General features: G+C 75.3%; 18 protein-coding genes, 1 tRNA gene and 1 pseudogene. 5 read left to right on the top strand and 15 right to left on the bottom strand.

From position 1 onward, the window contains the following. Positions 1–174: 174 nt before the first annotated feature. Positions 175–981: an endonuclease/exonuclease/phosphatase family protein gene (locus BMZ50_RS22755; protein WP_245753815.1), complete on the top strand. Its 807-nt coding sequence runs from the start codon at positions 175–177 to the stop codon at positions 979–981. Positions 982–1,007: 26 nt separating this feature from the next. Here BMZ50_RS22755 and BMZ50_RS22760 read toward each other — a convergent pair whose 3' ends face one another. Next, complete coding sequence (locus tag BMZ50_RS22760; RefSeq protein ID WP_091329826.1) at positions 1,008–1,472, bottom strand: NUDIX domain-containing protein; 465 nt, start codon at positions 1,470–1,472, stop codon at positions 1,008–1,010. 53 nt (positions 1,473–1,525) lie between these two features. On the opposite strand from BMZ50_RS22760, the gene BMZ50_RS22765 reads away from it, so the two are divergent. Both BMZ50_RS22765 and BMZ50_RS22770 read left to right on the top strand, forming a co-directional pair. Beyond that, entirely contained in the window at positions 1,526–2,095 is a 570-nt protein-coding gene (locus BMZ50_RS22765; RefSeq protein WP_091329828.1) for an LOG family protein, read from the top strand. 60 nt (positions 2,096–2,155) lie between these two features. Beyond that, positions 2,156–3,274, top strand: coding sequence for an NAD(P)/FAD-dependent oxidoreductase (locus BMZ50_RS22770; RefSeq protein ID WP_091329830.1), 1,119 nt, complete (start codon positions 2,156–2,158; stop codon positions 3,272–3,274). A gap of 18 nt (positions 3,275–3,292) precedes the next feature. Here the strand turns inward: BMZ50_RS22770 and BMZ50_RS22775 are convergent, their stop codons facing one another. The 3 genes from BMZ50_RS22775 to BMZ50_RS22785 are packed head-to-tail and all read right to left on the bottom strand — an operon-like array spanning position 3,293 to position 6,053. Then, positions 3,293–3,922, bottom strand: coding sequence for a GerMN domain-containing protein (locus BMZ50_RS22775; protein WP_091329831.1), 630 nt, complete (start codon positions 3,920–3,922; stop codon positions 3,293–3,295). Beyond that, complete coding sequence (locus BMZ50_RS22780; RefSeq protein ID WP_091329833.1) at positions 3,919–5,337, bottom strand: sensor histidine kinase; 1,419 nt, start codon at positions 5,335–5,337, stop codon at positions 3,919–3,921. The genes BMZ50_RS22775 and BMZ50_RS22780 overlap by 4 nt, the downstream gene beginning before the upstream one ends. Further along, complete coding sequence (locus BMZ50_RS22785) at positions 5,334–6,053, bottom strand: response regulator transcription factor (protein ID WP_091329835.1); 720 nt, start codon at positions 6,051–6,053, stop codon at positions 5,334–5,336. Before BMZ50_RS22785 ends, BMZ50_RS22780 begins: the two co-directional genes overlap by 4 nt. Before the next feature lie 143 nt (positions 6,054–6,196). On the opposite strand from BMZ50_RS22785, the gene BMZ50_RS22790 reads away from it, so the two are divergent. Together BMZ50_RS22790 and BMZ50_RS22795 are read left to right on the top strand one after the other, a co-directional pair. After that, entirely contained in the window at positions 6,197–6,544 is a 348-nt protein-coding gene (locus BMZ50_RS22790) for an STAS domain-containing protein (RefSeq protein ID WP_245753816.1), read from the top strand. Then, positions 6,541–6,810 (top strand): STAS domain-containing protein, encoded by a 270-nt coding sequence (locus BMZ50_RS22795; protein WP_091329837.1) that lies wholly within the window; start codon positions 6,541–6,543, stop codon positions 6,808–6,810. Before BMZ50_RS22790 ends, BMZ50_RS22795 begins: the two co-directional genes overlap by 4 nt. Before the next feature lie 5 nt (positions 6,811–6,815). Here BMZ50_RS22795 and BMZ50_RS22800 read toward each other — a convergent pair whose 3' ends face one another. From BMZ50_RS22800 to BMZ50_RS22850, 11 genes and pseudogenes are all read right to left on the bottom strand, one after another. Beyond that, on the bottom strand, positions 6,816–7,019 hold the full coding sequence (locus tag BMZ50_RS22800; protein WP_091329839.1) for a hypothetical protein: 204 nt from the start codon (positions 7,017–7,019) through the stop codon (positions 6,816–6,818). 49 nt (positions 7,020–7,068) lie between these two features. After that, on the bottom strand, positions 7,069–8,049 hold the full coding sequence (locus tag BMZ50_RS22805; protein ID WP_091329841.1) for a magnesium transporter CorA family protein: 981 nt from the start codon (positions 8,047–8,049) through the stop codon (positions 7,069–7,071). Between the two features lie 73 nt (positions 8,050–8,122). Continuing rightward, a tRNA-Ser gene (locus tag BMZ50_RS22810) sits at positions 8,123–8,210 on the bottom strand. A gap of 172 nt (positions 8,211–8,382) precedes the next feature. After that, complete coding sequence (locus BMZ50_RS22815; RefSeq protein ID WP_245753818.1) at positions 8,383–9,408, bottom strand: ABC transporter ATP-binding protein; 1,026 nt, start codon at positions 9,406–9,408, stop codon at positions 8,383–8,385. Between the two features lies 1 nt (position 9,409). Then, on the bottom strand, positions 9,410–10,408 hold the full coding sequence (locus BMZ50_RS22820; protein ID WP_091329845.1) for an ABC transporter ATP-binding protein: 999 nt from the start codon (positions 10,406–10,408) through the stop codon (positions 9,410–9,412). After that, the gene (locus BMZ50_RS22825; RefSeq protein ID WP_091329847.1) at positions 10,405–11,325 is read right to left on the bottom strand and encodes an ABC transporter permease; all 921 of its coding nucleotides are present in this window, start codon (positions 11,323–11,325) and stop codon (positions 10,405–10,407) included. Before BMZ50_RS22825 ends, BMZ50_RS22820 begins: the two co-directional genes overlap by 4 nt. After that, on the bottom strand, positions 11,322–12,263 hold the full coding sequence (locus tag BMZ50_RS22830; RefSeq protein ID WP_091329868.1) for an ABC transporter permease: 942 nt from the start codon (positions 12,261–12,263) through the stop codon (positions 11,322–11,324). Before BMZ50_RS22830 ends, BMZ50_RS22825 begins: the two co-directional genes overlap by 4 nt. Next, positions 12,260–13,780 (bottom strand): ABC transporter substrate-binding protein, encoded by a 1,521-nt coding sequence (locus BMZ50_RS22835; RefSeq protein WP_091329850.1) that lies wholly within the window; start codon positions 13,778–13,780, stop codon positions 12,260–12,262. Before BMZ50_RS22835 ends, BMZ50_RS22830 begins: the two co-directional genes overlap by 4 nt. A gap of 234 nt (positions 13,781–14,014) precedes the next feature. After that, positions 14,015–15,499 carry an aldehyde dehydrogenase family protein gene (locus BMZ50_RS22840; RefSeq protein WP_091329852.1) on the bottom strand — a complete coding sequence of 495 codons (1,485 nt, stop codon included), beginning with the start codon at positions 15,497–15,499 and terminating at the stop codon, positions 14,015–14,017. Positions 15,500–15,634: 135 nt separating this feature from the next. Next, on the bottom strand, positions 15,635–17,395 hold the full coding sequence (locus BMZ50_RS22845; RefSeq protein ID WP_091329854.1) for a glycoside hydrolase family 2 protein: 1,761 nt from the start codon (positions 17,393–17,395) through the stop codon (positions 15,635–15,637). A gap of 53 nt (positions 17,396–17,448) precedes the next feature. Continuing rightward, positions 17,449–17,642, bottom strand: a pseudogene (locus tag BMZ50_RS22850) (hypothetical protein); the annotation flags it as partial.

Genomic DNA, 17,642 nt, shown 5'->3' on the forward strand with positions numbered 1-17,642 from the left:
GCCGGCCCGCCGCGGGGCGGCCGGTGTCGGCGGCGCGGTGGCGTGGGGCGGACAGGACCGGCTCCTCGGGTGCGGGCGACGTCGGGGCGCACTCACGGTAAGTGCCCCGGCACCGAACGGCATGCCGAGATCGGGATCGGGCCGTCGCGGGAACGCGCCGGTAGCGTCGGGGAAGTGCCCGATGTCCCCGGACTGCGCATCGGGACCGTCAACATCGCCTCGGGGCGCGACCGCACCGGCACCGTGCTGACCGCAGCGCAGCTGCGGGCGGTGTTCGCCGGCCTGGACGTCGACGTCCTCGCCGTCCAGGAGGTCGACTGCGGGCAGCCGCGGTCGCACGGCACCGACCAGGCCGCCGTCCTGGCCGACGGGCTGGGCGCGGGCCACTGGCGGGGGGCGGCGACCGTCGCCGGCACCCCGGACCGGTTCGGCAGCTGGCAGCCGGTCGAGCCGGCGCTGCGCGCCGCGCGGCGCCCCGCCGAGGGGCCGGTCTACGGGATCGCGCTGATCAGCCGGCTGCCGGTGGTCGAGTGGTCGGTGCTCGGCCTCGGCACCGGGCGCGCCCGGCTGCCGGTCAAGGGGCACGACCCGCGCACCGGCCGGCCCCGCTGGTCCTGGTTTCCCGACGAGCCGCGGGTCGCGGTCGCCGCCCGGCTCGAGGACCTCACCGTGATCGCCACGCACCTGTCGTTCGCGCCGCACACCGCGGTGCGCCAGCTGCTGCGGCTGGGCCGCTGGGCGGCCGGCCTCCCGGGCCCGGTGGTGCTCGCCGGTGACCTCAACCTGCCGGGCCGGGTGCCGGCGCGGGTGCTGGGCGCGACCCCGCTGGTGCGTGCCGCGAGCTTTCCCGCCCCCGACCCGCGGGTGCAGCTGGACCACGTCCTGGCGGTGGGCGACGGCCTGGCCGCCCGCCACGCCGCGGCCACCGAGCTGCCGGTGGGCGACCACCGCGCCCTGACCGTCACCGTCTCCCGGCGCTGACCCCGGGGCGGTTCGCGCGACGACCGTCAGAAGAGCAGCGCGTGCAGGCGGCCCAGCGAGGCCTCGAACCCGGGGTGCAGCGGCACCGACGCCAGCTCGCCCAGCGGGATCCACGCGACGCCGTCGCTCTCGCCGTCCAGCCGCAGGTCACCGGGCTCGATGCTGCGCAGCGGCCGCGCCAGGACCGTCGTGTACGACCAGCCGCCGTGGTCGTCCACCGAGCTCGCCCCGAGCACCAGGTCGTCGGCGAGCAGGCCCAGCTCCTCGCGGACCTCGCGCAGCGCGCCGTGCTCGGGCGTCTCACCGGCGTGCAGCGCCCCGCCCGGCGTGCCCCAGGTGCCGCCGTGGTGCGACCAGCCGGCCCGGTGCTGCAGCAGCAGCTCGGGACCGTCGCCGCCGTCCCGGTGCACCAGCAGTCCGGCGGCGCCGACCACACCCCAGTGCCGGTGGCCGAGCGAGCAGTGCACCCAGCCGTCGGTGGAGGAGAACACGCCTCCAGTGAACCGCGCGCGGCCCGCCCGTCGGCGCGTGTCAGGCTCAGAACGTGCGCGTCGCGATCTTCACCGGGTCCCAGAGCGGACCGCCGTCCCACCGTTCCGCCGCCGCCGACCTCGCCGCGGGCCTGGCCCGCGCCGGGGTGGGCATCGTCTACGGCGGCGGCCACGTCGGCCTGATGGGCGTGGTGGCCGACGCCGCCCTGGCCGCCGGGGGTGAGGTCGTCGGCGTGATCCCCCAGCACCTGGTGGACGACGAGCTGGCGCACCCCGGCCTGCCCAAGCTGGAGATCGTCGGGTCGATGCACGAGCGCAAGTCCCGGATGGCCGAGCTCGCCGACGCCTTCGTCGCCCTGCCCGGCGCGGCCGGCACCCTCGAGGAGCTGTTCGAGGCCTGGACCTGGGGGATGCTCGGCCTGCACACCAAGCCGACGGTGCTGGTCGACGTCGAGGGGTTCTGGCAGCCGCTGCTGGAGCAGCTGCACCGCATGGTCGGCGACGGCTACCTCGACCGGCGCCGGCTCGACGCGCTGGGCGTGGTCACCGACGCGGCCGGGCTGCTCGACTTCGTCGCCGGCTACGAGCACCCGGCCCGCAAGTGGACGCCCACCCCGCCGTGACCCCGCCCGGAGAGCGGAGTTTCCGCGCGGAAAGCCCGGGCGGCCCCTAGCGTCGGCGCGGTGGAGCGCTGGGACGTCCTCGTGGTCGGCGGCGGCCCCGCCGGGACGGCCACGGCGCTGGCCGCGCGGCGCACCGGCGCGTCGGTGCTCGTGCTCGACCGCGCCGATTTCCCCCGCGACAAGGTGTGCGGCGACGGGATCGCCGCCGAGACGCTCGACGTCCTCGCGGGCCTGGGCGTCGACCCGGCCGCCGTGGTCGCCGGGTACCCGCCGGTCCCCCGCCTCGCGCTGCGCTCCCCCGGCGGCGCGACCGTCGACCGGGCGACCGCCCGGCCCTCGTTCGTCGTGCCGCGCCGGGTGCTGGACGAGCGGTTGCTCGCGGCGGCCCGGGCCGGTGGCGCGCAGTTCCGCCGGCACACCGTCCGCGGCGTGCACGCCGGCCCGGACGGCGTGGTGGTCGACGGGATCCGGGCGGGGGTGCTGGTCGGGGCCGACGGCGCGGAGTCGGTGGTCCGGCGGGCCCTGCGGCTGGGGAGCAACCGGGCCGACCGGCTGGCCGTGGCGATCCGCGGCTACGCCCCCGAGCTGCCCGGCCGGGCCGGCACACAGCTCCTGGTGACGACGGAGCAGCGGTGGCCGGCCTACGCGTGGTCCTTCCCGCTCGGCGACGGCCGGGCGAACGTCGGCTACGGCGAGCTGGTCTCGGGCGGGGCCACCCGGGCGGCGCTGGTGGCGGGGCTGTACCGGCTGCTGCCCGGCGTCGCACCGGGGCCGCTGCGCGCGCACCGGCTGCCGCTGTCCACCGGCCGGCCGCGGCTGCCCGACGGTCGGGTGCTGCTGGCCGGCGACGCGGCCTCGCTGGTCAACCCGCTCACCGGGGAGGGGATCTACTACGCGGTCCTGTCCGGCGCCCTGGCCGGGCAGGCGGCCGCCGCCGGCGCCGGTGCGGGCGCGCGGTACCGGGCGGCGATGCGCCGGCGGCTGGCCCGGCATCTGCCGTCCTCGGGCATCGCGGCGCGGCTCTCCCGCTGGCCGGCCCTCATGGACGCGGCGTTCCGCGCGGCCGACGCCGACCAGCGGGTCTTCGACGACGTCGTCGCCCTCGGCCTGGCCGACGGCGCCCTGACCGCGCGCACGCTGGCCGCCGCGGCCCGCCGGCTGGCCGCCAGGAGGGGCTGACCGCGACCCCGCCGGCGGTCAGGTCGGCGGGGCGGGGAGCGCGCTCGCCGTCGGGGCCGGGGACAGGAAGCTCTGGTAGTCGGCGGCGGTGAGCGGGACCGGCGTGAGCTCCCCCGAGGGCAGCGGTGCGTCCACCCGCTGGCCGTCGAGGGTCAGCACGACCGCATCCACCCCGGGAACGCTCGTCGCGGTGAGCACGAGCTGCGCGACCGCCCGCCGGCCGGCCCCGCCCGACGGCGCCTGCTCCGCGCCGCTGAGGTCGATGGTCGCCGTGCCGTCGGACACCCCGGTCACCGTGAGCTCCACCTCGGGTGGCAGCGCGGTCGACAGCTGCTCGTCGCGCTCCCGCGCCGTGGGCCCCTCCGCGAGCTCGTCGAGCAGCGCGTCGAGCCGGTCGCGCGACGACGCCCCGGTCACGTCCCGCCCGCGCCCGACCAGACCGTCGTCGCCCGCGACCAGGTAGACCAGCGTGGAGGTGAGCATCGGGCTCGGGGCGGTGGCCGTCGCCGGCTCGGGGCTGGGCGTGGTGAGCCCGTAGGGGACGTCCGACGCCGGGATGGTCTGCGCCTGACCGCCGGTGGGCACCCCGCACGCGGCGAGCGCGCACAGCAGGGCGAGCGCGACCAGTGCGCGGATCCCGCGGGTCATCGCCCGGCCCCCGGGAGCGCGTCGACCGACGGCAGCTCGTCGATGGCCCGGGCCGCCGGCAGCGAGAGGCTGAACCGGGCGCCGCCCCCGGGCGCCTCGCTGCACCAGGCGGCCCCCTGCTGCCGGGCGGCGGTCTCGGCCACGATGGCCAGCCCCAGGCCGGCGCCGGGCAGTGACCGGCGGGCCGCCCGCGGCCCCCGGGCGAACCGCTCGAACACCCGTTCCCGGTCCTCGACGGGGACACCCGGGCCGGCGTCGTCCACGCTGAGCACCACCGTTCCGTCGCGCCGCCGCACCTGCACGGCCGACGGCCCGCCGGCGTGCCGGTCGGCGTTGTCGAGCAGGTTGCGCACCGCCCGCTCGAGGCTCGTCTTGTCTCCCAGCACCGTCGTCTCCGCCTCGCCGTCGGCGTCCAGCAGACCGGCGTCCCGCCCGCCCGCGCTCAGCACCTCCCGGACCAGCACGGCCATCGACACCGCCGTGGCGCGCGCCGAGGACGGGGCGCCGTCGATGCGGGCGAGCTCCAGCAGGTCGTCGAGCATCCGGCGGAACCGGCCCAGCTCCCGCTCGACCAGGGTGAGCGCCTGGTCGGCCCGCGGGGACAGCTCGTGCCGGCGGGCCGCGAGCACCTCGACGCTGGTGACGACGCTGGTCAGCGGGCTGCGCAGCTCGTGGCTGACGTCGCCGACGAAGCGGGCGTCCCGGTCGATCCGGGCGGCCAGCGCATCGACCATGCTGTTGAAGCCGGCCACGATCGCCAGCAGGTCGGGGTCGTCGGTGGGCGGCAGCCGGGTGGTCAGCTCGCCGCCGGCGATCCTGGTGGCGGCGGCGGCGACCTGCTCCAGCGGCGAGATCGCGCGCCGGCTGGCCCAGACGCCGAACGCCGCCCCCGCCGCGGTGGCGGCCAGCGCACCGGCCCCGAGGACGACGGCCAGCGTGCGCAGCACCATCTGCAGCTCGGTCAGCGGGGAGAGCTCGTAGAACTCCACGCCCGCGCTGGCCACCGGGACGCCGACCAGCAGGGCCGGGCCGCCCGGGGTGTCGACGCGGACGCTGCCGGCCGCGCCCCCGGCGACGATCTCCTGCAGGCCGGCGGGCACGTCCCGCGCGCCGACGTCCAGGCTCGAGGAGTACCAGGAGCTGCCGCTGCGGACGACGACGGCCGCCCCGCCCGAGGGGATCAGCTCGCCGACCACGTCCCCGACCTCGGTCCCCGCGGTGGACAACCGGCTGCTCAACACGTTGGCGTCGGCGAAGGCCTGCCGGGTCAGCGAGCGCTCCCGCTGGTCGAGCAGGTAGCCGCGGGCGAGCAGGAACGTCGTGACGACGAGCACCGCCGAGACCAGCAGCGTGCCCGCGGCGAAGCCCAGCACGATCCGCGCCCGGAGCCCCCGCGATCCGAGGGCCTCCCTCACTGCGGGTCCAGCCGGTAACCCAGCCCCCGGACGGTCACGACCAGCCGCGGCGCACCGGGATCGTGCTCGATCTTGGTGCGCAGCCGGCGGATGTGGACGTCGACGATCCGCTCGTCGCCGAAGAACCCGTGCTCCCACACCCGCTCGAGCAGCGCCTGGCGGCTGAAGACACGGCCGGGCGCGGCCGCCAGCTCGCACAGCAGGCGGAACTCGGTCAGGGTCAGCGGCACCTGGTCGGCACCGCGGTGCACGGTGCCGGCCATCTCCCGCAGCACCAGCGGCGCCTCCGGGTGCCGGTCGAGGACGACCTCGTCGGGCCGCGGTTCCGGTGCCCCCGTGGCACCGGAACCGCTCCCCGCCCGCCGGCGCAGCGCCCGCAGCCGCGCGGTGATCTCCTTGACCTGGAACGGCTTGGTCACGTAGTCGTCGGCGCCGGCCTCCAGCGCGGCGACCACGTCGTGGGTGTCGGCCCGCGCGCTGACCACGATGATCGGCAGGTCGTGGTCGCGGCGGACCTCGCGGATGACGGCGAACCCGTCGGTGGGGCCGAGCATCAGGTCCACGACCATCAGGTCCGGGGTGTGCAGCGCCACCTGGGCGATCGCGTCCTCCCCGCTGACCGCCTCCGCGACCTCGTAGCCCTCGTCCTCCAGCGCCCAGCGCAGCGCGGTCCGGATCGGGTCGTCGTCCTCGACGAGCAGGAGGCGCGGCGGCACCGGCCCATGCTGCCACCGGTCACCGGCGCGTCGGCGTTCCGTCACACGATCGCAAAGCAGTTCCCCGCGGGATCGCAAAGTGCGCGCAGGACGCTGGCGGTGGACGCCTGCACGAGCGCGACCGCTGACGGAGGGGGACGGTGATGACGATGCCTCGGGTGCACCCGGCCAGGGACGCCGGGCGGCGCGCCGACGAGGTGACGATCCACCTGGACGACGACCTGCTCGCCCACGGTCTGGCCGACGTCCGCTGGCTGCTGCACGACGCGCTGCTGGCCGGCGCCCGGCGGCTGGTCGTCGATCTCACCCGCGTCCAGCACCTGTCCAGCTCGGTGGTGGCCAGCTTCCTGTGGGCGCACCGCACCTGCCGGGCCCGCGGCGGCGCGGTGGTGCTGCGGGGCGCCAACCGCCGGACCGAGGACCTGCTGCACCGCACCGGGCTGTGGCGCGTGATCGAGCTGGAGCCCGCAGCCCACCGCGCCGCGGCATGACCGCCGTGACGCCGCCCCCGGCCGGCACGGCGCGCACCGAGGTGGTCGTCGGCGACGCCGGGCTGATCTGCGCCCGCGGCCACCTCACCTCGCTGGGCGCAGACCTGGTGCGCGGCACCGCCGACCGGCTGCGCGACAGCGGGCACCGGCGGGTGGTGCTCGACCTGCGCGGGGTGCGGGGCGCCGACGACGACGCGCTGCGCATCCTGCGCGAGCTGCACAGCGAGTTCGCCCTGGCCGGAGGGGAGCTGCTGATCCGGTCCTGACCCGGTCAGCGCGCCCCTCTGCGCGCGTCCCGACGGCCGGCGGGCACCAGCCACTCGACCGTCCACGTCGCCCCCGGCGCGAGCGCGGCCCAGCGGTCCGCGGCCCCGGCCAGGGCGGCGGCGTGCATGCGGAACGCGACGCCGTCGTCCCGCTCGACGCGGGTCTCCACCGGACGCCGGTCGGTCATCCGCTCGAAGGTCAGCCGCACGGCCCCAGCATCGGGGCGCAGTCGAGCGAATTCCGGCGCCGGGGCGGGGTCACCACCAGCCCTGGCGCTTGGCCCAGATCAGCAGGGTGATCGACATGGCCACCATCACGATGAGCAGCTCGGTGAGCAGCGCGGGATCGGTGGCGGAGTTGACGATGACGTTCATCCCCAGCACCGAGGAGAGGGCGGTGACCGGCAGCGTGACGGCGGCGATGACCGCCAGCCGCTCGGCCGCGATCATCATCTTCGTGTTGGCGCGGGTCTGGTAGAAGTCCATGACGCCCTGCAGGTAGTCCTCCTGGGTGCGGGCCATGGTGGCCAGCCGCTGGAACTGGTCCACGGTGTTCTCCAGCAGCCGCTGCCCCTCCGGCCCGAAGACGGCGAGGGCGTGCATCCGGCCGTAGACCTCGTGGCTCAGCGAGGCCATGGTGCGCACCGCCAGCAGCCCGTGCCGCACCCGGAACATGCCGTCGAGGAAGCGCTCCGGGTCCCCCAGCTGGCCGCCGGTCACCTGCTGTTCGTAGCGCCAGACCTCACGCGTCTGGGTGCTCAGGTGATCGCGCATGCGCCCGCTCAGCGCCGAGACGACGGCCGCGGACAGCTCGGGGCCCGACGCGGGCCGGAAGCGCCCTCCGTCGGTCCGCGCGGCGACCGCGTCGGTCTCGCGCCGGGCCACCGCGGGATCGACCGCCGGGTTGACCGGGCCGTGGACGGTGACCAGATACCGCGGCCCCACGAACTGGTCGAGCTCGACGTAGTGGATGTGCCCGCCCCGCCCCGCCTCGGGTGCGTGCAGCACGACGAAGACGTGGTCGCCGTAGAGGTGCACCTTGGGCACGGCGTTGCGCTGCAGGCAGTCCTGCACGGCCCGGGGGTGGAAGCCGAACACCTCGCCCAGCACCCTGGCCGCGTCCGGATCGGCCTCGGGGACGTCCACCCACAGGACGCCGTCCCCACGGGTCACCAGGTCCGGGAGGTCGCCGGGCTTGTGCCGCTCGACGCCGTCGGGCGTCACGACGCGAACCTCCATGGCCCACCTGCCCTCGCAGATGGGCAACCTACTGCTCGAGGGATCCCGCCGGGGGCCGCGGCCCCGTGCGTCGCGGAGGGCGTGGGATTCGAACCCACGAAGAGGGGTTACCTCTTAGCGGTTTTCAAGACCGCCGCCATCGGCCACTAGGCGAGCCCTCCTGGCGGGTCGAGGCTATCCCGCGGCCCGCGCCTTGCCGCGCCTGCATCTGACGCCGGTCCCGGGCCTCCTGCTCCCGTTGAGCATGGGGGTGTCGCCGCGGGACACGCCGTGCCCCCGCGTGTCCGCGCGCAACAACCCCATGATCACGGCCCGACGATGACGACGGGGCGCTCACCTGGCCGAGGCGACAGTCCCCTCCCGCTCGACCGGGCCGCCGACCACGCCGTGCAGGTGGCATGCGGCGACGTGACCGGGCGCCGCGCCGACCGGCTGCAGCGCCGGGTCGACGCCGGGGCAGGGCTCGAAGGCGTGCGGGCAGCGGGTCCGGAACCGGCAGCCGCTGGGCACGTCGGCCGGCGAGGGGACGTCGCCGCGCAGCACGATCCGCTGCCGGGAGCGCTCCAGCGCCGGGTGCGGGACCGGGACGGCGGACAGCAGCGCCTGCGTGTAGGGCATCTGCGGCTCCGCGCCGACCGCCGACGCCGGCCCGACCTCGACCACCCGCCCCAGGTACATGACCGCGATCCGGTCGGAGATGTGCCGGACGGCGGACAGGTCGTGGGAGATGAACAGCAGGGTCAGCCCGAGCTTCCGCTGCAGCCGGCGCAGCAGGTTGAGCACCTGGGCCTGCACGCTGACGTCCAGGGAGGCGATCGCCTCGTCGCAGACCAGGAAGTCCGGCTCACCGGCCAGGGCCCGGGCGATGCCCACCCGCTGCCGCTGGCCGCCGGAGAACTCGTGCGGGTAGCGCCCGGCCACCGCCGGGTCCAGCCCGACCAGCTCCAGCAGCTCGCCGACCCGCGCGGCCCGCTCCCGCCGCCCGGACCGCAGGCCGTGCACCTCCAGCGGCTCGGCCACGGTCTGGGCCACCGTCCGCCGCGGGTCCAGGGAGGCGAACGGGTCCTGGAACACCATCCCGGCTCGCCGGCGCAGGTCGCGCAGCGCCCGCCGGCCCAGCCCGGTCACATCGGTGCCGTCGAAGGTCACCCGCCCACCGGTGGGTTCCACCAGCCGCAGCAGCGCGTTGCCCAACGTCGACTTGCCGCAGCCGGACTCCCCGACCAGCCCCAGCGTCTCCCCGCGGTGGATGTCGAGGTCCACGCCGTCGACGGCGCGCAGCACGCCCGCGGTCCGCCGCAGCGCCCCGCCGGACCGGACCGGGAAGTGCACCTCCAGCCCGCGCGCGGAGACCAGCACGTCAGACAAGAGACACCTCCTCCGCACACCACGTCGCCGCCCGGTGCGGTAGGGATCCGCCCGACGCCCCGACGACGGCCAGCGGGGGTTGCTCGGTCTCGCACCGCGGGTCGGCGCGCACCGGGCAGCGCGGCCAGAACACGCAGCCAGACGGCAGGGCGGTGGGCGCGGGCGGTACCCCTGGCACGGTGGCGAGCTCGTCCGCCGGAGCGGTCAGGTCCGGCAGCGCGCCGAGCAGCCCGCGGGTGTAGGGGTGCGCGGGGCGTTCCAGGACGTCGTCCACCGTGCCGTCCTCCACGCACCGCCCGCCGTACATGACCAGCACCCGGTCGGCGATGCCGGCGACGACGCCTAGATCATGGGTGATCCAGACGACGCCGGTGCCGTGGTCGGCCTGCAGCTTCTCGACCAGGTCGATGATCTGCGCCTGCACGGTGACATCCAGCGCGGTGGTGGCCTCGTCGGCGATCAGCAGCGCCGGCGAGTTCGACAGCGCGATCGCGATCATCACCCGCTGCCGCATCCCCCCGGAGAGCTCGTGCGGGTAGCGGTCCACCGCCCGCCCCGGGTCGGGCAGGCCCACCTCGCCGAGCAGCTCCACCGCCCGCCGGCGGGCCTCGGTCTTGGGCACCTCCCCGTGCGCCCGGATGCCCTCGACCAGCTGCCGGCCCACGGTGAGCATCGGGTTCAGCGAGGTCATCGGGTCCTGGAACACCATGCCGACCCCGGGACCGCGGACCTCCCGCAGCCGGTCGGCGGGCATCGCGAGCAGGTCCTCCCCGTGCAGCAGCGCCCGCCCGGACACCGTCGCCGTCCGGGCCGGCAGCAGGCCGAGCAGGGCCAGCACCGACACGCTCTTGCCGCTGCCGGACTCGCCCACCACCGCGACCGTCTCGCCCGGCCCGACGCTGTAGCTGAGCCCGTTGACCACGTGCGCCGTCCCGCGCGGGGTGCGCAGCTGCACGCGGAGGTCCTCCACCTCCAAGACCGGCGCGGTCACCGGCCGCCCCCGGCCATCAGGGTGCGCTGGCGCGGGTCGAGGACGTCCCGCAGCCCGTCGCCGAGCAGGTTGAAGCAGAGCACGGTCACGAAGATCGCCATCCCCGGGAAGAAGGCCAGCCACCAGGCCAGGTCGATGAAGCCGCGCCCCTCGGCCAGCATCAGCCCCCAGGAGGGATCGGGCGGCTGGGTGCCCAGGCCGAGGAAGGACAGCGCCGCCTCGGCCAGAACGGCGAAGGCGAGGCTGATCGAGGTCTGCACGATGATCGGCGGTGCGGCGTTGGGCAGCACGTGCCGGGTGAGCAGCCGCCAGTCCGAGGCCCCGACCGAGCGGGAGGCCCGCACGTAGACCTCCTCCCGGACGCCGAGCACGCTGGCGCGGGTCACCCGGGCGAAGATCGGCACGTAGACGATGCCGATGGCCAGCGCGGTGTTGCCCGGCCCCGGGCCCCGGACGGCGAGCACGGCGATGGCCAGCAGCACCGCCGGGAAGGCGAAGAGCACGTCCATGACCCGCATGAGGACGTCGTCCACCCACCGGCCGTAGAAACCCGCGAGCAGGCCGATGACGCTGCCGACCACCAGCGCGATGCCCACCGCGAGGAAGCCCACCCGCAGCGACACGGCGGCGCCCAGGACGACCCGGCTGAGAATGTCCCGGCCGAGGTCGTCGGTGCCGAACGGGTGCGCCCAGCTGGGCGGCCGCAGCCGGTCCTCGACCGCGATCTCGTTGGGGCCGCTCGGGGCGAGGGCCTCGTCGAAGACCGCGACCAGCACGATCGCGAGCAGCACCAGCCCGGCGACCGCCGCGGTGGGGTTGCGGACCAGCAGCCCGAGGGTCTCCCGCCAGCGCGGCCGGGCCGGCCGCAGCGACGCGGGCGCCCCCGCCTCGGGGGCCTTCTGAGCGGGGACGGTCATCGGCGGATCCGCGGGTCGATGGCGGTGTAGAGCAGGTCCACCACCAGGTTGATCACGAGGAAGACGAGGGCGAAGAGCAGGATCGCCCCCTGCAGCACGGGGTAGTCGCGGGCCTGGACCGCCTGCAGCGCCAGCTGCCCCAGCCCCGGCCAGGAGAAGACGATCTCCACGACGACCACGCCGGAGAGCAGGTAGGCCAATTGCACGCCGGTCACCGTGACCAGGGGGAGCAGCGCGTTGCGCAGCACGTGCCAGGTGAGCACCTGCCGCCCGGGCAGCCCCTTGGCCTGCGCCGTCCGGACGTGGTCGGAGCCCAGCGCCTCCAGCACGCTGGAGCGCACGAACCGGGTGATGACCGATCCGGACACCACCCCGGTCACCACGGCGGGCAGGACCAGGCGGGCCAGCCAGGCCCCCGGGTCCTCGGTCAGCGGCACGTACCCACCCGAGGGCAGCCAGCCCAGCGTGCCGGCGAAGACCAGGATCAGCACGATGGCCATCCAGAAGTCCGGCACGGAGATGCCGAACTGGCTGAGCACGGTGGCCACCCGGTCGACCGCCGACCGCGGCCGAAGCGCCGAGAGCGTGCCCAGCGGGACGGCGATGAGCAGCGCGACCAGGATCGCGGCGAAGGCCAGGGTGATCGTCGCGGGCAGCCGCTCGGCGATCTGCGAGGTCACCGTCTCCCCGCTGCGGAAGCTCACCCCGAGGTCGCCGGTCACCGCGCGGCCGAACCAGCCGAGGAACTGCTGGACCAGCGGCTGGTCCAGCCCGGCGCGGGCCTGCAGCGCGTCGTAGGTGTCCTGGTCGAACCGGGTGCCCAGCGCCAGGCGCACCGGGTCGCCGGGGACCAGGTGCACCAGCGAGAACACGATCACGCTCACCCCGGCCAGCACCACCAGCGACTGGCCGGTGCGCCGGAGCAGGTACCCGGTCAGGGCAGCTCCACCGTCTCGAAGTTGATCGCCTTGTCCGCCCGGATCTGGTAGCCGGACAGCCCCGGCGCCCAGGCCTGCACCACGTCGGGGTTGTAGAGGTACAGGTAGGAGACGTCGTCGACGATCAGCTGCGCGGCCTGGTCGTAGATCTGCTTGCGGGCCTCCTGGTCGGTCTCGGTCGCCCCGGCCTGCAGCAGCCGGTCGACCTCCGGGTTGCTGTAACCCTGGTAGTTGTTCGGCCCGTCGGTCTGGTGCTGCTCCTGGTAGTAGGCGGCCGGGTCGAGGTTGCCCAGCCAGCCGAGGAGGAAGGCGTCGAAGTCGCCCTGGCCCTGCCGGTCCAGCCAGCTGGCGAAGTCCAGCGTCTCGATCTCGACCTGGACACCGATCTGCTCGAGCTGACCGGCGATCACCTGTGCGGCGGTGACCGTCTCCGGGAACTCGTCGGTGACCATCAGGCCCATCGTCAGCGGCGTCTGGACGCCGGCCTGCGCGAGCAGCTGCCGGGCCTGCTCGAGGTCGGGCTGGAAGGGCGCGTAGTCGGAGTGGAAGAAGCTGTCCTCGGGGATCGCCGTCTGGTTGGGCTGGGCGGCCCCGAACCACGCCGCCTCGGCCACCGCGGCGCGATCGACGGCGAGGGAGATCGCGCGCCGCACGTCCCGGTTGTCGAACGGCGGGCGGGCGTAGTTCATCGACAGGTACCAGTAGTCGACGCTCGGCGTGGTCTGCAGCTCGACGGTGTCGCCGCCGGTCAGCGACTCGATCTGCTGCGGCGGGATGTTGTCGGTCCACTGCACCTCGCCGTTCTGCAGCGCGGTGAGCGCGGCCGCCGGCTCGGTGATGTAACGGAACTCGACCCCGTCCACGCCCGGAGCACCGCCCCAGTAATCCTCGTAGGCGGTGAGCACCGTGCTGCTGGCGTCGGAGCTCTCCAGCGTGAACGGGCCGGTGCCGACCGCCTCGGTGGTGAGGTCGAGCTCCTCGGCCGCCCCCTCGGGGAGGATCGCCATCCCCTTGAACGAGCCGATCCGCTCCAGCAGGTTCGGCGTCGGCTGGGTCAGCGTGAGGACCACGGTCTGCGGGTCGGGCGCGGTGACGTCGGCGACCGTGGCGAACCGGAAGGAGTTGGCGAGCTCCTCGTCGATGATCCGGTCGTAGGAGTAGACGACGTCGGCGGAGTCGAACTCGCTGCCGTCGTGGAAGGTGACGTCCTCCCGCAGGGTGAACGTCCAGGTCAGGCCGTCCTCGCTGGTCTCCCAGCCCGTCGCCAGGCTCGGCTCCATCGTGAGGTCCTCGGGGTTGGGGACGACGAGGGTGTCGTAGACGTTCTCGAGCACCTGGAAGCTCGGGTAGGCCGTGGTCACGTGCGGGTCGAACTGGTCGGGCTGGGCCGCGACCGCCGCGACGAGCACGTCCCCGCCACCTCCCCCGCCGCCGGTGTCGATGCTCTCCCCGCCGCCGCAGGCGGCCAGGATCAGCGGGCCGGTGGCGATCAGGGGCAGGGAACGGATACGGCGCACGAGGGCCTCCGGACGGGCTCGACGGTGGGTCCTTGCCGCCCGACCCTGCTCCCATCCCGCCAACTTCGCAGGTCGGGGCGGGGATCGTCACCTCCCCGTGACAGAAGCGGCCGCCGTCCCCGGGGTGGGGACGGCGGCCGCCGGAGTGCTGCCGATCATGGAGTTGTCACCGCGGGACACGCCGGCGCCGGCGTGTCGGCGAGCAACAACTCCATGATCACCGGGGGACGCGCGTCAGAACGCGACGTAGACCGACTTGGTCTGCAGGTACTCGTCGAGCGCCTCGGGGCCGTTCTCGCGGCCGTAGCCGGATGCCTTGTAGCCGCCGAAGGGCAGGCTCACGTCCAGGACCCCGTAGGTGTTGACCCAGATCATGCCGGCCTCGAGCTGCGCGGCCACCCGGTGGGCACGGCCGAGGTCCGTGGTGTGCAGCCCGGCGGCCAGCCCGTAGGGCGTGCCGTTGGCCAGTGCGATCGCCTCTTCCTCGGTGTCGAAGACCTGAACGGTGAGGACCGGCCCGAAGATCTCCTCCTGAACCAGGCGGGAGTCGGGGGCGACGTCGGTGACCACGGTCGGGGCGATGAAGAAGCCACCGTTCAGGTCGATCCGCTGCCCGCCGGCGACGACCTTGCCGTTCGGGCCGCCGTCGGCCAGCGCCACGTACCGCTCGACGTTCTCCAGGTGCCGCTGCCCGGCCATCGGGCCGACGACGGTGCCCTCGGCCAGCGGGTCGCCCACCGGCACGTGGGTGGCGCCGCCGATGACGCCGGCCAGCACCTGGTCGTACACCGACCGCTGCACCAGCAGGCGGGTACCGCCCATGCAGAACTGGCCGGTGTTGAAGACGAAGCCGGAGACCGCGGCCTGGATCGCCTCGTCGAGGTTCGCGTCCTCGAAGACGATGTTGGCCGACTTGCCGCCGAGCTCCATGGTCACCGGGGTGACGTTGGCCGCCGCGGCCGCGGCGATGGCGGCGCCGACCTTCGTCGAGCCGGTGAACGCGATCCGGTCCACGTCGGGGTGGCGGACCAGCCGGTCGCCGGCGACCGCGCCGTGCCCGGTCACCACGTTGAGCACGCCCGCCGGCAGCCCGGCCTCGGCCAGCAGCTCGGCGATCCGCAGCGCGGTCAGCGGGGTGTCCTCCGCCGGCTTGTGGACGACGGTGTTGCCGGCCGCCAGCGCGGGGGCGATCTTGGACGTCGACAGGATCATCGGGAAGTTGAACGGCGTGATCGCGCCGACCACGCCCAGCGGCTCCCGGCGGGTGTAGGCCAGGCCCGGCCCGCGGATCCCGCGGGTGGCGCCCTCGATGGCGCCGGCCAGCCCGCCGAAGTAGGAGAAGTGCTCGGCGGTCGTCCCGGCGTCGATCATCCGGGCGAAGGCGAGCGGCTTGCCGGTGTCCAGGCTCTCCAGCCGGGCCAGCTCCTCGGCGTTCTCCTGGATCAGCTGCGCTGCCCTGGTCAGGACCGCGCCGCGCTCGCGGGGGCTCATCGTGGCCCACGGCCCGCTCTCGAAGGCGCGGCGCGCGGCCGCGACGGCCAGGTCGACGTCCTCGACGGTGCCCTCGGGGACGGTCGTCACCACCCGTCCGGTCGCGGGGTCGACCACGTCGCGCCGCTCGCTGCCGGTGCTGTCCCGCCACGCGCCCTCGATCCAGAGCTTGCCCGGGGGCAGGGCCACCTGGCCGGAGGTCTCGGCGACTGCGTCTGTCGTGCTCATGTGCTTCCTCATTCCCGGGGCGCCCGCTCCGGACCGCCCTCACGGCTGACCGTAGGCGCGCGATTGATCACCGAAGGCTCATTGAACGCGCAACCACCCCCGGGGAGCGGGTGACGTCGGCCACACCTCCCGCGGTCAGCCCTGCCCGAGGGTCGCCCGCCGCAGTTCGCCGGGGTCGCACTTGGGCACCCGGTCCGTCGTGAGCAGCCCGTTGACCTCCTGGTAGGTGTCGGTGAGCTGCGTCCAGCAGGCGCCGGCCAGCGCCTCGCTGGCGTGCACGGCCGCCCACTGCGCGCGGTAGCGCACCAGCAGGTCGTCGGGCGAGGAGGCGTCGGCGTAGCCCCACGGCTCGGTGCGGTCCGCGGCGCCCCCGATGGCCCGCGCGTTCAGCGACACCCCGCCGAACTCCGAGAGCACGACGGCCCGTCCCGCGGTCCCGGCCCGGTCCAGGTCGGCCAGGTGCCCGTCGCCCCGGCGGGTGGTGGCGGCGCGCTCGAGGTCCTCCCGGGACCGGTACCGCGCGGCCAGCGTGGCGGGGTCCTGCTCGTAGTCGTGGATGCCGAGCAGGCTGCCGCCGCGGGCCTCCCAGCCGTCGTTGGCCGAGACCGGGCGGGTGCCGTCCAGCGCGTCGGCGCTCGCGGCCAGCGCCGTGATCAGCGCCCGCTGGCGGACGTCGCGCTCGGCGTCGGGCACCCCCCACGACTCGTTGAGGGGCACCCAGGCGACGACGCTGGGGTGGCCCCGGTGCGCGGCGACCACCTCCGGCCACTCGCGCAGCAGGCGGGCGGTCGCCGTCGGCCCGGGGCGGTACGCCGAGGGCATCTCCGCCCAGACCAGCAGCCCCATCCGGTCGGCGAGGGCGAGGTAGCGGGGGTCCTCGGTCTTCTGGTGCTTGCGGGCCCCGGTGAAGCCCAGCGCCCGGGTGAGCTCCAGGTCGCGGCGCAGCGCGGCCGGATCGGGCGGGGTGGCGCCGGTGTCGGGCCAGTACCCCTGGTCGAGGACCAGCCGCAGCGGCACCGGGCGGCCGTTGACCAGCAGGCGCCCGTCGTCGACCTCCACCGACCGCAGCGCGGTGTAGCTCGCCACCTCGTCCAGGACCTCGCCGCCGTCGGTGACCAGCGCCAGCTCGGCGTCGAGAAGCCGCCCCCGACCGGGCTCCCAGAGCAGGCGTTCCCGGTCGTCGAGGCCGCCGTCCCCCACCTGCACGGTGCGCTCGACGACCGCGCCGTCGACCCGGACGGCGTCGTCGGCCAGCAGCCGGTCGCCGGCACGCAGCCGCAGGTGCAGCCGGGCGCCGGAGACCGGGGCGGCGAACTCCACGCGGACGTCGACCCGCAGCGTGCGCGGGTCCACGTGCCACTGCACGTCGGCGATGTGCCGCACGGGCACCTGCTCCAGCCAGGGGGTGCGCCAGATCCCGGTGGTCCGCGGGTACCAGATCGCGTGCGGCTCGTCCCGCCAGTCCTGCTTGCCGCGCGGAGCCGCCAGGTCCAGCGGGTCGTCGTCCGCGCGGACGACGACGTCGGCGCCGTCGCCCAGGGCGTCGGTGACGTCGACACTGAACGGCGTGTAGCCGCCCTCGTGCCGGGCGACGTGGGCGCCCCCCACCCAGACGTCGCAGATCCGGTCGACCGCGCCGAAGTGCAGCACGGCGCGGCGGCCGCCGGCGGGTGCCGGGAGCGACCGGCGGTACCAGGCGCGGCGCAGCGGCCCCTTCCAGTGCACACCGCTGGCCGGGGTCTCGGGGGCGTAGGGCACCCGGATCCGCCGGTCGAAGGCCACACCGCCGACGGTTCCGGTCAGCTCCGGGTCGGCGGCGAACTCCCACTCCCCCTCGAGGGAGGTCCAGGGACGGCGCAGCAGCGGCCGGGGATGCAGGGTGGGGTCGGAAGGCACGGACTCCACCTCACCGGAGACCGCGCCGCCCGATCCAGTCGATCATCGGCGCACTACAGCGGGCGGACGGTCCCCAGCAGGTGGTCGGCGCCGCTGGTCACGTTCCGGACGGCGAGGTCCCAGCCGTCCTCGGCCCGCACCGTGGCCAGGGTGACCGTGGAGGGCAGGTACAGCGGCTTCTTGAACGCCACGTCGGCGGTGAACGCCTCGGGCAGCCGGCCCGACAGCGCGGCGAGGGCGCGGGCCT

Source organism: Geodermatophilus ruber (assembly GCF_900114385.1).
GTDB classification, from domain to species: Bacteria; Actinomycetota; Actinomycetes; order Mycobacteriales; family Geodermatophilaceae; genus Geodermatophilus; species Geodermatophilus ruber.